Below are 12,667 nucleotides of genomic sequence, written 5' to 3' on the forward strand. Positions count from 1 at the left end.
AATCTGCAGTAAAACATCCAACCGATGAATTCTTGGTTCTTAGAGGTGTCTCAGCTTGTTTGGATTAAAACGGATGCCTATGTTTTTCGTTGTTATTACTGTTTGTTCATTGGGCATCATTTACATCGCCTGAAACATACGATTCCAGACAAAAGTGGGCAAGTTTCTCACTCGCTCTCAATTTTTTTTGATATTTATCAAATTATTTTAGTCTGGTTCATTATATAGAGCCATCCTTTGAAGGCAACCAAAATCCTTACTCTGGATGCGGATTGACTACTTTTCGACTACTCTACAACAAGGTATTCGTGCCACATAGTTCATCAGTAAGAAAACCATAGAAAGAACACAATATTCTTGCCTTTAAACGGCTGAAAATGTGAGCTGGAGTAATCCAGCGAAATGGGACAGATAGAAAAACAGCACTGCAAGCAGTGCTGTTTAAATCGTAAACAATGAGTTTTGCGTACTAGGTATTTTTGAACTCTTTCATCGCTTGAAGATGCTGAGAGATTTTCTTGAACTTATGTGACTGCGATTCATCCCAGATGATGTCGTAGTGCTTTTCTAACTCAGAAGCCGTTTTTGTATTGTCATGAATTTCATCTTCTTTCGACAAAATCACTAAACAGCGCCCTTGGTTTTTAGCTCTGAACTGATCTACACACTTCGTTGCAATATCTTCGTATTCTTCTGGTCGATCGATGCGACCAGCCATGGTGTTTTCTGGATGTAAGTTCGGATTGAACATCACTTGCTTAATACCACACAAGAAACCAATACGCTCAGACCAATACCCACCAAGGCCAACCCCACAGATAAGTGGATTAGGATCATCAGACTGATCGATAACCTTCGACACTTCTTTTAGCAGGTGCTGCATGTCATGTTTAGGATGAAGCGTGCTGTAATTAATGAAACGGACATCGTCATCGATGAACTGTAGTTGAAGAACTTTTTCGTGGTTACCTGGGCTTGTACTATCAAAGCCGTGCAAGTAAATAATCATGTGTACCTCTCCCTGTAAAATCTGGTACTTTTTTTAAAACTACCACTATTTCCTTACTGATAAAGGGGAAAACGTCACGAGTTCTCAAAACAGTGATCTTCTAAACACAATAAGTCTTTAAACTCTTGCGCACTGTTTAAGTATTGTTCATCTCCCCATAATTTATAAGCAAGCAAGTACCAAAGCATTGCCATCACTAAAGTGCGGGGTTGCCACGCTTTTACTCCTTCAAGCCAAACTGAGGTATTTTCAATATTTCGAATCTGGCAATAGCGTTCAACCGACTCTTCTATTGGCGAATCGGTAATTTGCAAAATGAGCGTTAAATCCAATCTTGGGTCTGCAAGGCTTGCGTATTCCCAATCAATGACTTTCACGCCCTGCTCTCCCCGAACTAGGTTGTAACACCCCAAATCAAAGTGACACAGCGCTAACGGAATTTGCTCAACACTAGGTTCAGAACGCCAGTGTTTGTATAGGGTTTCAAATTCCGAGCCGACGTACTTTCCTTCTAACTCCAACCAATAATGATCAATTCGCGAGATGTAAGAAAATGGCACAACAGGTATGGAGCTCGAATGGTATTGATGAATGGTCGCCGCGATGGGTAAGAGCTCTTCCAACTCGATGCCATCTTTTGTCAGCGTGATCCCATCGATCCACTCCACTAACAACCCTTGCTCATGAACGAAGATCGGCTTTGGCCCGAGATTTAGCGGCTCGATAGCATGAAGAACTTGATACTCGTTATGACGAGAGATAGAAAAAGCCTTGCATACGTTGCTGGTCGGTCGCCAGACATAAGCAAGGCCTTGAGAAGATTCCAACCGCCAACAGCGGTTGGTGAGCCCGCCGGTGACGGTTTGCACCTTCACCGGTGGTTCTGAAAAGAAGCCATCTAACGCATTTAAGCTCGGATCTAACTGTTTTGCTTGTTGCCAAGAAAACCACGCCATTGATGACTTCTCCATTATGGTCAATTAAAGGCCAAATAGGCTCTTAGATTGCTCTTTGCGGATTTCTGTTTCATCAGCCCATTCGATTAGGCCTGTTTCCAAATCCATCAAACGCATTGTCATTTTGTAGTATACATCTTTATCGCTACCTGCATTTTTCACGATGCTAGAAAGGTTACCGTAAAGCATGTATTGCGCACCGACCATTTTACCAAACTGAATTGCTGTACTTTGGTTAACAAGCTCGTCCGTATTTTGGAAGTTAAGTTGCTCACGAACCGATTCTACGCGGTCCATATCAACAAAGCGGAATTTGCCTGAGTTCAGCATTTTAGTTGAGATGGTATCAGTGATCGATTCAGTGTCGATGTGCTCACTGGTTTTGTTCTTGATTCGCTCAACAAACACGATTGGACGTTGGTCACGAGTAATTGCTGCTACTGAACCTGACATCATCATGCTGTCTACCATCTCGCCAGCAATTTTTTGTAGGTCCGTCGAACCGAAATCGATGGTTGTCGTTTCAATCGCTTGTGAATCACCGTAAGAGACTTTATTAGAACAACCACCCAAAATAACGGCTAGACCTAAAAGAGCAATAATACTTTTTTTCATGAGAGTTCCTTAGTTATATCAATACCAGCGCATGTTGGCGCGGCAGCTACGGCAAAGCCGTTAAGATTAATCGTCTTGTGCTTCTCTAATTTGAACACGGAAATGTGTACCATTTGGATTGACCGTGACTTCCGAAAGCGTCACAGATTCAAATCCACGCACGATCATTTTGCGCCAAGGCCCCGGTTTGGTGTTCACTTCCAAACCATTGTTGTCGTACCAGTAGAAGCGATAAAGAATGTGCTGGTCACCTTTGTAGTTGCTGCTTAACTGCACCACACCACGTGGTCGATCATCGACGTAAGTCGTGGTGATGTTGTCAACCAACAGTCGGCTGCCCAATACGTTATCGTTAAAAAATACGTTTTGTGTTTGGCCATCAACTCGGATCCCAGCAGTGTTGTCCGCACAACCTGCCAAACCGATAATGACTGCTAAGCCAATAAGCCATGCTCTCATTACAATCTCCCTAATTGTTTATGCCATACCGTCGAATGCGCTCCCTGACGAGAAACCCACACCAGTGTGGTTTGCTGCGCTGGTACGTCAAATTGATAGACTTGATCGCCTAAATTTAGCTGCTGTGTACCCGGCTTCACAATTTGTGAGGCCGTCTTCACTTGCGCTGGCAGCGTTTGCCAGCTTCGAGTATCTGGTTGTTCTGTTAACGTATTCCAAACGTTGAAAAGAATATTGCCGACGTCATCGCCTTTTTTCGCTGCTTCTTTTCTGATTCGGTCTTTCGCCCAAACGCGAATGGCTTGGCGAATCACTATTGTCGTTAAGCGTTCATTCAAATCATTCTGAGCCATGGCATTAACGTCAGCCAACGTACTAGAAGGCAGCGTTTTTCCATTCAAAGCCACATCACTAAAGCGTGGTGCCCCACGTTTCGGATAATAAGGTAGTGCCAATGAGTAGATTGCGCCATTGCCGCGACTGTCAAAAATAGGTAAATCAATACGCCAACCTTGCAAAGCCTCAACCACACCTTGCTCGTCAATCACAATGACGCGTCCTTGTGACTTATTTAACCCTGTCGGTGCCTTGCCATAGCGTTTTTCAAGCAGACGTAAGTCTTCACGCATACCGAGTTTTTTCGCGGCGTACATCGTGCTTTCAATAACTTGTTTGTTATCTGGCATCACAGCCAAAGCGCGACGGTAATCCACATAAGCGCTGTTAAGATCGCGTGACGCTTCGTACAACAAACCAGAAAGATAGAAGAGATAACCGTTTTGCACCGCGCTGAGTTTTTTCCCTGCGTCTGGATAACTCGCGAGCACGCTGCCTAAGTTGGCTGACATACCTTGGTTTTTTAGATCTTTTTCTGCCGACTTCAGCTCTTTTTCACGCGCTTTTCTCGCCGCTTCCTGAACTTGGTTGGCACGACGAACTTCGACGAGTGCGCCTTCTAAATCATTTTTTTGTAGATAGTTCAGACCAAGGTATAAATGCAAAAAGCCGAGTTCGTAGTCTGCAGGTTGGTATTCGTTAAGATTGTCGTTTACAGCAAGTGAACCTACGCTCGTCGCTGTTTCAGAAACAGAAATGGTTGCTCGGTCTTGTTGAACACGTACCGCGCGGTCGCTCTCTTCGAGAGCTTTGAGGCTGGTTGGATAATCTTTCGCAAGGAATGAAATACGACCCTTTTCGAAATTGCCAAGGATCTCGCCACCGACGTCGCTCGATTGGAGTTGCTCAGCGTTGGCATAATTGCCAGCAACAACTGCCTGATAAACTTCTTGATTCTGGTCGCTGTAGTGGCTAAACAAATTGCCCGCAGACAAATTAGCGCAGCCAGACGCCATCAAGACCCAGCTAATCAGTCCAAACAGCTTCACACCTAATTTCACATTTATCTCCGCAAATGTGTGCTCAGAAAAGAATATAAATAGGGTGGCATAGGCACCACCCTTTTCAAATTAGCTTAGCTCAATACCATTGGACCTAAAGGACGACCGCCTAGTAGGTGCATGTGGATATGGTAAACCTCTTGGCCACCATGAGGGTTGCAATTAAGGATCAAACGGTAACCGTCTTCAGCAATGCCTTCTTCTTTCGCAAGCTTCTTCGCCACAGTGAATAGGCGTCCCATCATTGCTTCGTCTTCTGCTTCCACATCGTTCGTTGTCGGAATCAACTTGTTCGGGATGATAAGAATGTGGCTTGGCGCGCGAGGGTTAATATCGCGAAACGCGGTCACTAAATCATCTTGGTAAAGAATGTCTGCTGGGATTTCCTTACGAATAATTTTACTAAAGATAGTTTCTTCCGCCATGGGGACTCCATTTTATAAAGGTGTGTAACCCATTTAGTATGCTCCAACCCAAAGCTGAGCTCAATAAAAAACAGTGTTCACTTAACATTATCAATCTAATGCTAATAAACGAAGCTTTTTTTGTCGTATGCGTCATAAAACGTGTGTCACGAACTCAATACAATCCAATGAATTTTGTTACTTTTTTAAGACAATTCTTATTTATGTTGTCTATTTTTGGGAGAGGAAGCTCACTTATGCGAGGTTCAGTTATTAAAAGGATGTATGCGGGCTTTGCGCTGATCATCATCCTGTTTGCTGTCACAATTGCCATTATGATGGGGGGAATGCACGATATTCACGGTAAATTTGAAACCGTCTCTAAATCATCGTTGCCCCTTGTATCGTTATCTAACCAAACCAGTGTGGAACTGCTTTCTGCCGACAAGTCTTTTAAAGATTTTCTGACCACTGAGAATAAACAGCGCATGGAAGAAATGCGTCAGGAGTTTGCGAGATCTCAACAACGTTTTGAATCCACTTTGGCGCAGCTCGAATCAGCAAGCCAGATCTACCCTTCTCTTGCCGAACCTTTTTCTCAACTGAAGACGCTAGAGCAAAGCTACTTTACCGAAGCACTCGAAGCGATGGACAACTATGAAGCAATGTTTTCAGCACAAGAAGAAGTGCAGAAGTCATCACGCCGCTTTCAAAAACTCAACACTGAACTTTCTGTTGGCCTGAAAGAATACGTTGCAGACCAATCGAGTATTTCAGTGAAAGTTATGGCGAAAAGCTACTTCATCAAACTCAAAGATGCCGAAGTGATCACTTCCGATGCGCTGGCCAGCTCCAATCCTGAGTTTGTTACGCAAGCGGTAACGAAAAACCGTAAAGCAGTAACGCACTTGAACTACGCGTTCCGCGGGTTGGTCACTCAACTTCCTGAGCTAGAAAAAGCTTTTGGCGAATCCGTAGAACAATTTACCCGTGACGTAGGTATGCGTGGTGGTGTGCTAGACCAACACAACAACTACCTCAACGCTCGAGCAGCTCTGTACGACAACATTGCGAACTTAGCTAACAAAGTCGATTCTACGATGGCTATCCTTGAGCAATTCACAGCGACAGCAACAGACAAACTAAACGAATCTCTTGATGATGCCGGTGACATTTACTCTGCTGGCGTGACGAAAGCGATTGTGATTGGTGTAGTTGTAGTTTTGTTTGCGGCGGCTATCGGCTATCACATCGCGCAAAGTGTGCGTGAGCCATTAACACGTATTCTCAATGCGCTAGAGAGCCTAACTAAAGGCGATATGACGCAACGTATTGATATTCGCTTTAACAACGAGTTCAGCCGCGTTAGTGGCCATATCAACACGTTAGCGGACAGCTTGCACGACATTCTAGTGAAGCTAAATGAAGCATCAGAAAACTTAGCCTCGACCGCGACGACCAACGAACGAACGTCTTCTCAAGCGCAATCTAAGCTGAATGTACAACGTGAGCAGACCGCCAACGTGGCAACGGCTATGACCGAGATGTCTCACTCGGTTCAAGAAGTTGCGCAAAGCGCTCAAGGCTCTTTGGAAATGGTTCAACGTGTTGAGTCTGCATCCGAAGAAGGCCGAAATGTCATGAGTAGCAACATTTCGACCATCAATCAGCTAGAAACGCGCCTTCACGAGTCTGTGTCTGCCGTTTCTGAACTGCAAAAGATGAGTGGTCAAATTGGCTCAATTTTGGATGTCATCCGCAACATTGCTGAGCAAACCAACTTGTTGGCTCTCAATGCCGCGATTGAAGCGGCACGTGCAGGAGAGCAAGGACGCGGATTTGCCGTGGTAGCCGATGAGGTACGTGTGCTGGCATCGAAAACCACACAATCCACCACAGAAATCGAATCGATGATCAGCAATCTGCAATCGAGCTCTCAGTCAGCCAACCAAGTGATTCAAAGCTGCATGAGTGATATGGAAATGTCGGTTGAGCAAGCCTCGAAAGCGAACAGTTCAATGGAAGAGATCCAAGCACTCATTATCGAAATCAGCCAAATGAGTACGCACATTTCTCAAGCGGCAGCAGAGCAAAGCGAAACCTCAGCAGATATAGCGCGCAACATTGAAGACATCAACAATATTGCGGATGAAAGTTACCACGCGATGTCGAGCATCACTCATACGAGTGAATCTCTCACTCAGCTTGCTCATCAGCAAAATGAATTAGTCCATCGCTTTAAATTGTAAATTTTTATGCAACAGTTGATGCAACCAGCTGTATAAGGGCGACTTTTTATGAAGTCGCCCTTGTTTTTTCTCGGCCTTGTCTACATATGGGTAATATGGCCTGCTCATCCCTTGCACTTCTCTTTTCGAGCGGCCACACAAAAAGGAAAATCTATGGCTGTTCATGTTGGTATTATCGACCAAGACCCAGTGAGATTGGTCACTCCTCTATTGGATAATCGCACTTTAAGCACACATATCGTATTCATTGGTGACAAAACACAGGTAGATATGTTTGACCGACTGAGTAGCGTGTTAGAGCAGCGAGAGATTACTTCTGAGTTTTTTGAAATTCCGTCTGCTGTCAATACAACCCTGATTAAACAATCGATTCAAAAGCTCGCGAAAGATCTTCACGACCGTGGAGAAGACGTCAAACTGAACGCAAGCTGTGGCCTTCGTCATCGATTGTTGTCGGTTTACGAGGTTTTCCGTACTTATCGCTGGCCTATCTTCGTGGTTGAACCAAACAGTGACAAACTTTGCTGGCTTTACCCAGATGGCAAAGAAGATACGCAAGTTGAAGACCACATTACTATCTCCGACTACCTAACCATTTTCGGTGCGCGCGGCGAGTTCCACCACGTAGACCTTCCTCCTCTTCTTGATCAAAAACTGTATGAGCTTGGCGAACGCTGGGCGTCAAATGCGCTTGAATTGGGTCCAGGCTTGGCGACACTCAACTACCTTGCGACAACCTGCCGTAAGGAGCAGAAGCTGGATGTGGAGCTGTCTGAGAAGCAACAAGGCTACCGTGAACTCAACATGCTGCTGTCGGATCTTGTCGAAGCACAGATCGCGACTTACGAAAATGGCATTTTGACCTTCGCGAACGAAGACGCACGTCGATTCTCTAACGGCGAATGGTTGGAGACTCTGGTTCACAGCACTGTGAAGCAAATCCAAGACACTATGCCAACGATTCAAGATCGCTCTTTGAATGTTCAGGTATATCGTAAGCTGGGTGAAAGTGAAGTACGTAACGAGCTAGACGTAGCAACGGTTGTAAATAACAAGCTGCACATCATTGAGTGTAAAACGAAAGGCATGCGCGATGATGGTGACGATACGCTGTACAAACTGGAATCTTTGCGTGACCTGCTAGGCGGTCTACAAGCACGCGCTATGCTGGTGAGCTTCCGCCCTCTTCGTCACAATGACATTACTCGTGCAGAGGATCTTGGCCTTGCGCTTATCGGCCCTGAAGAGCTGAAAGATCTCAAAACGCATCTTGCGAAATGGTTTGAAGCCGCTGGCGGTTCTGACGAAATTTAGTCGCCCTCTAAAAACACGAAAGCAGCTCACTGGAGCTGCTTTTTTAATGCCTGTTTTTAGTGCCTATCCTAGCTTCAATCACTTTGCGTTTCAGAATCTAGAAAATCGCACCTGAACAAGGCACATAGAAAAACCCAGAGGCAAGCCTCTGGGTTTTTCTGTTTGTTTAAATGCCAACTAAAGTGAGCGCTTAAAGCATTTTACGTGCTGCTTCTACTACAACTTTAATTGAGCGAGCTTCCGTTTCTTTCAGTGTTGAATGATCTGGAATCTCTTTTTGTGTACGGTTGATGATTACACCCGCCACACAACCTGCTTTCAGGCCAGAGCTTGCACACATGGTAAGTAGCGTTGCTGATTCCATTTCGAAGTTCAGCACGCCCATGTCTTGCCACTCTTTCATAGAGCCTTGGAAACGCTTCACAACACGACCAGTGAATGTGTCGTAACGCTCTTGACCTGGGTAGAAAGTGTCACTTGAAGCAGTCACACCCATATGAACTGTTGCACCAGATTCTTCAACTGCTGCTTTCATCGCAGTTGCAACATCAAAGTCCGCAACTGCTGGGAATTCCATTGGAGCGAAGTGTAGGCTTGCACCATCTAGACGAACAGAGCCTGTTGTCACGATCATATCGCCTACGTTTACGTGTGGTTGAATTGCACCAGTCGTACCTACGCGTAGGAATGTGCGAACACCAAGCTGTGCTAACTCTTCTACTGCGATAGAGGTAGATGGACCACCGATACCTGTTGAACAAACCACAACTGGCTTACCGTCTAGTTCTGCGCGGTAAAGCGTGTATTCGCGGTGACTTGCTAGGAATACAGGGTTTTCCATTTGTTCTGCGATTTTTTGAACACGCGCTGGATCACCTGGAATGATGGCTAGAGTTGCACCATTAAGATCAGCTTCAGTAACACCTAAATGGAATACAGCTTGAGACATATGTCGCTCCTTATTGTGGCTTATTTTGTAAACAATAAGCTCATTAGTAAGTTGTTGGGTACAGGAGCACTGTAGCGAACCTTGCACCAACATAGAGTGATCATAATCACATTGATAAAATGTAATAAATCTACAATTTCAAATTAAAACGGTTTAGATCACATTATTCGGGCGAATTTATCATTTCGTTGCATAACAACAAGTCCGATGGCTCAGATTACATTCACAAAATTTATAGCTCTCACGGAAACATAAAAACCCGAGACGAGAAACGCCTCGGGTTAAATATAGAGCAACTTTGAGAATAGCGTTATTGCACTTGTTTAGATTCAAAACGCAGAAGTCGTAGCGCATTGAGTGTCACTAACGCAGTCGCCCCACTGTCTGCCAAGACCGCAACCCAAAGCCCAGTGATACCCAATAAACTGGTGACTAAGAACACACCTTTTAAGCCAAGCGCCAACGCCACGTTTTGACGAATGTTGTTCAGCGTCGCACGTGATAATTCAATCATTGCTGGCAATTCAACCAAGCGGTTGTGCGTTAGTGCCGCATCAGCAGTTTCTAATGCGACGTCAGTACCTCCGCCCATCGCGATACCAATGCTAGAAGCTTTCATCGCAGGTGCGTCGTTAATACCATCACCAACCATCGCAACCGTGTGCTCAGTAGAAAGTTGTTCCACATAACGCACTTTATCGGCAGGCAACAAGCTCGCTTTGTAATCCAAACCAATTTGATGGGCTATCGCTTCCGCACTGCGTGGGTTGTCCCCAGTCAACATCACAGAACTCACGCCCAACATTTTCAACGTGGCGATTGCCTGTTGAGCATCTTGACGAAGAGTATCTTGCCACGCGATCACGCCAATAACTTCGTAATCGTGACGAACGATCACCACGGTTTTGCCTTGTTCTTCCAGTTCAATAACACGTTGTTCAACTTTCGAAGAAACAGGGAAGTCCGCTTTTGATGGCGCAATAACTTGCACTAATTTACCGTTCACCAAACCTGTTACACCAGAGCCGACTTGAGCAGTTTTATCACTTGCCTCAGGAATCGAAACGCCTTGTTCTTCGGCCCGCTTCACTAATGAAACCGCTAAAGGATGACTTGACCCCATCTCGATAGAAGCCGTTAAACTCAGTAGTGTTTCTTCTGTTACATCATAAGTCACCACGTCCGTTACTTGCGGTTTACCTTGTGTCAACGTGCCTGTTTTATCAAACGCGACCGACTCCACTTTGCCAAGCAACTCAAGCGCTGCCCCACCTTTGATCAATGCACCACGGCGTGCCGCAGCAGCCAGACCCGACGTAATCGCAGCAGGCGTTGAAATAACCAAGGCACAAGGACAAGCGATTAAGAGCAATGCTAAACCACGGTACACCCATGTTTCCCAAGGTTGAGCGAACAGTAATGGTGGCGTAACGATGACGGCAAGAGACACCAACATCATAAGTGGTGTGTACCAGCGACTGAATTTATCGAGGAATCGTTCTAACGGCGCTTTGCGCGATTCAGCTTCTTCAATCAAATGAAGGATGCGGTCAATGGCATTTTCACCTTGGCGGGAGGTCACTTGCACCTGCACTACTTTATCGACTACCACCGCCCCCGCCATGATTTTCCCGCCCTCTTCATGCTCAACAGGAACTGATTCACCGGTCAATGCACTTTCATCAAAGCTGGCTAACGTCGTCATCAATACACCATCAGCAGGCAAACGACCGCCAGGTGCCACTTCAATGACATCCCCAGGTTGAAGCTGAGACGCTGGCACTTCTTTGCGTACACCATCAATGATCAGCGTGGTGTTTTCTGGCACCAAATCCATTAAGGCCTGAACGCCACTTCGAGCTCGTGATGATGCGTATGCTTCTAGCTTTTCACCAATAAGGAAGAGCAATAACACCATCGCGGCTTCTGCGGTTTCACCTAAGTACAACGCACCTAATGCAGCAACACTCATCAGTGTTTCAATGGCAAATGGTGTGCCACCACGGGCCAGTTTGACGGCCTTACGGGCAATAGGATACAAACCCAGCAAACAGGTTAAAGTAAAAATCCAGCTACTAAGCTGAGGGTTGATGCTTGCGACTAGGCCCGCAAATGCCATAGCACCTGCGATCGATAAAATCTGTAGATTGTCTTGAACAAAACCGAACCAGCCTTTGTTCTCTTTCTTTTGCTTTGGTTTATCCAGCGCAGAAAGCGGGAAACCAGTTTGGCGCGCTGTTTGTTCGATGATCGAACTTAGAGAATGGTCATCAAAATCGACAACTAACTTTTCTGTAGCAAAAAGGACTTTAGCATTCGTAACGCCTTGCAATGACATGATGGCTTTTTCAAGCTTTTGCGCGCAAGACGGGCAGTCCATATCGGAAACGATCCAACTGCTACGAATCGAGGATTCTCGCTGTTCCGCGGGGCCTTCTTCATCGGCGGTGTCCGAACTGCAACTGCCTCCACTACAGCAAGAGCTTTCAACAGTATCAACACCCGCTTGATCAATATTTAGAGTCGGTTTAGTTGGCGCGCAGCAAGAGTCATGGGCGCTGAGTGGCACAGCAGTTTTGATTTTGCCTGACTGGCAACCTTGATGTTTTGTACACATAGTTTGTTTTCCTTATTGGCTGAGACTGTTCATCTACCACTAAGGATAAACCTTGGAGCTAGCTCCAAGGTCAAGGCGAATTTTGTTAAAAGAAAAAAATAACCACTTCGCTCAACCTCAGCCTTTTTCCGAAAAAAGAAAGACGCCGCAGCGCCTTTCGAAGTAGTCATGTCGATGTCGTCATCAAACTGGATGTTTAAAGCATTCGTTCAACGTCATCCCAATAGCGCGCAGAACATCACGGCGAGTGATGATGCCAACAAGTTTTCCTCGGTCGTCAACTACTGGGTACATTTTTGGCTTACCAACTTTCATCATATCCGCCAACTCAATGACCGACATTTCTGGCGAGACGGACAACACATCTTCATGCATACACTCTTGCACAGTATGTGTATCTTGGCAGTGGTAGCTGGCTTTCACCAACTTATCTAACAAATCTTGTTCAGATAAGAACCCCACTACTTTTTCGTTTTCATCAATGACTGGACCACCAAGCGTCACGCTCTGCATCACTTTGTTCAAAGCGGCTGTGAGTGACATGTCTTTAGTGAAAGTCACCGCTTGCAACGTCATGTAATCTTTTACTTTTAATGAATGCATTCTTATCTCCTTAGCGGCATTTTATTGCGGCCTTAAGATAAGTGTCGTCTACTTTCTTGATTTTACTAAATGGAAATTAGCAATTTTGTTCATAG

The 12,667-nt window shown here is 45.4% G+C and carries 11 protein-coding genes; 2 read left to right on the forward strand and 9 right to left on the reverse strand.

Annotated elements, in window-relative coordinates; genetic code table 11:
• Window positions 1–469: 469 nt before the first annotated feature.
• The 6 genes from ycfP to hinT form a co-directional block, all read right to left on the reverse strand.
• Window positions 470–1,009, reverse strand: coding sequence for an alpha/beta hydrolase YcfP (gene ycfP / locus ACYJZR_RS10665; RefSeq protein WP_005456278.1), 540 nt, complete (start codon window positions 1,007–1,009; stop codon window positions 470–472).
• A 74-nt stretch (window positions 1,010–1,083) separates the two neighbouring features.
• On the reverse strand, window positions 1,084–1,965 hold the full coding sequence (gene thiK, locus ACYJZR_RS10670) for a thiamine kinase (protein WP_005495931.1): 882 nt from the start codon (window positions 1,963–1,965) through the stop codon (window positions 1,084–1,086).
• 24 nt (window positions 1,966–1,989) lie between these two features.
• Complete coding sequence (gene lpoB, locus ACYJZR_RS10675; protein WP_080532250.1) at window positions 1,990–2,580, reverse strand: penicillin-binding protein activator LpoB; 591 nt, start codon at window positions 2,578–2,580, stop codon at window positions 1,990–1,992.
• A gap of 66 nt (window positions 2,581–2,646) precedes the next feature.
• On the reverse strand, window positions 2,647–3,039 hold the full coding sequence (locus ACYJZR_RS10680; protein ID WP_005456243.1) for a YcfL family protein: 393 nt from the start codon (window positions 3,037–3,039) through the stop codon (window positions 2,647–2,649).
• Window positions 3,039–4,436: a COG3014 family protein gene (locus ACYJZR_RS10685; RefSeq protein WP_025509310.1), complete on the reverse strand. Its 1,398-nt coding sequence runs from the start codon at window positions 4,434–4,436 to the stop codon at window positions 3,039–3,041. The genes ACYJZR_RS10680 and ACYJZR_RS10685 overlap by 1 nt, the downstream gene beginning before the upstream one ends.
• Before the next feature lie 74 nt (window positions 4,437–4,510).
• Window positions 4,511–4,861, reverse strand: coding sequence for a purine nucleoside phosphoramidase (hinT, locus tag ACYJZR_RS10690; protein ID WP_005461572.1), 351 nt, complete (start codon window positions 4,859–4,861; stop codon window positions 4,511–4,513).
• Between the two features lie 236 nt (window positions 4,862–5,097).
• Between hinT and ACYJZR_RS10695 the strand changes: the two genes are divergently transcribed.
• Both ACYJZR_RS10695 and ACYJZR_RS10700 read left to right on the forward strand, forming a co-directional pair.
• A complete protein-coding gene (locus ACYJZR_RS10695; RefSeq protein WP_461715829.1) occupies window positions 5,098–7,089 on the forward strand; it encodes a methyl-accepting chemotaxis protein in 1,992 nt (663 codons plus the stop codon).
• Window positions 7,090–7,242: 153 nt separating this feature from the next.
• Window positions 7,243–8,403: a DUF1887 family protein gene (locus ACYJZR_RS10700; protein ID WP_005461150.1), complete on the forward strand. Its 1,161-nt coding sequence runs from the start codon at window positions 7,243–7,245 to the stop codon at window positions 8,401–8,403.
• Between the two features lie 190 nt (window positions 8,404–8,593).
• Here the strand turns inward: ACYJZR_RS10700 and udp are convergent, their stop codons facing one another.
• The 3 genes from udp to ACYJZR_RS10715 all read right to left on the reverse strand — a co-directional run bounded on the left by udp (window position 8,594) and on the right by ACYJZR_RS10715 (window position 12,572).
• Window positions 8,594–9,352, reverse strand: a complete 759-nt coding sequence (udp, locus tag ACYJZR_RS10705; RefSeq protein WP_005461152.1) for a uridine phosphorylase — start codon at window positions 9,350–9,352, stop codon at window positions 8,594–8,596.
• A 310-nt stretch (window positions 9,353–9,662) separates the two neighbouring features.
• Window positions 9,663–11,969, reverse strand: coding sequence for a zinc/cadmium/mercury/lead-transporting ATPase (locus ACYJZR_RS10710; RefSeq protein WP_406964742.1), 2,307 nt, complete (start codon window positions 11,967–11,969; stop codon window positions 9,663–9,665).
• 183 nt (window positions 11,970–12,152) lie between these two features.
• Window positions 12,153–12,572 carry a CBS domain-containing protein gene (locus ACYJZR_RS10715; RefSeq protein ID WP_005461138.1) on the reverse strand — a complete coding sequence of 140 codons (420 nt, stop codon included), beginning with the start codon at window positions 12,570–12,572 and terminating at the stop codon, window positions 12,153–12,155.
• Between the last annotated feature and the right edge of the window lie 95 nt (window positions 12,573–12,667).

The sequence above is a fragment of the Vibrio sp. RC2502 genome, from assembly GCF_054850435.1.

Coding starts and splice junctions, on each gene's coding strand:
- ACYJZR_RS10680 (WP_005456243.1), bottom strand. CDS start 3,039: ATGAGAGCATGGCTTATTGGCTTAGCAGTCATTATCGGTTTGGCAGGT.
- ACYJZR_RS10715 (WP_005461138.1), bottom strand. CDS start 12,572: ATGCATTCATTAAAAGTAAAAGATTACATGACGTTGCAAGCGGTGACT.
- hinT (WP_005461572.1), bottom strand. CDS start 4,861: ATGGCGGAAGAAACTATCTTTAGTAAAATTATTCGTAAGGAAATCCCA.
- udp (WP_005461152.1), bottom strand. CDS start 9,352: ATGTCTCAAGCTGTATTCCATTTAGGTGTTACTGAAGCTGATCTTAAT.
- ACYJZR_RS10695 (WP_461715829.1), top strand. CDS start 5,098: ATGCGAGGTTCAGTTATTAAAAGGATGTATGCGGGCTTTGCGCTGATC.
- lpoB (WP_080532250.1), bottom strand. CDS start 2,580: ATGAAAAAAAGTATTATTGCTCTTTTAGGTCTAGCCGTTATTTTGGGT.
- ycfP (WP_005456278.1), bottom strand. CDS start 1,009: ATGATTATTTACTTGCACGGCTTTGATAGTACAAGCCCAGGTAACCAC.
- thiK (WP_005495931.1), bottom strand. CDS start 1,965: ATGGCGTGGTTTTCTTGGCAACAAGCAAAACAGTTAGATCCGAGCTTA.
- ACYJZR_RS10700 (WP_005461150.1), top strand. CDS start 7,243: ATGGCTGTTCATGTTGGTATTATCGACCAAGACCCAGTGAGATTGGTC.
- ACYJZR_RS10710 (WP_406964742.1), bottom strand. CDS start 11,969: ATGTGTACAAAACATCAAGGTTGCCAGTCAGGCAAAATCAAAACTGCT.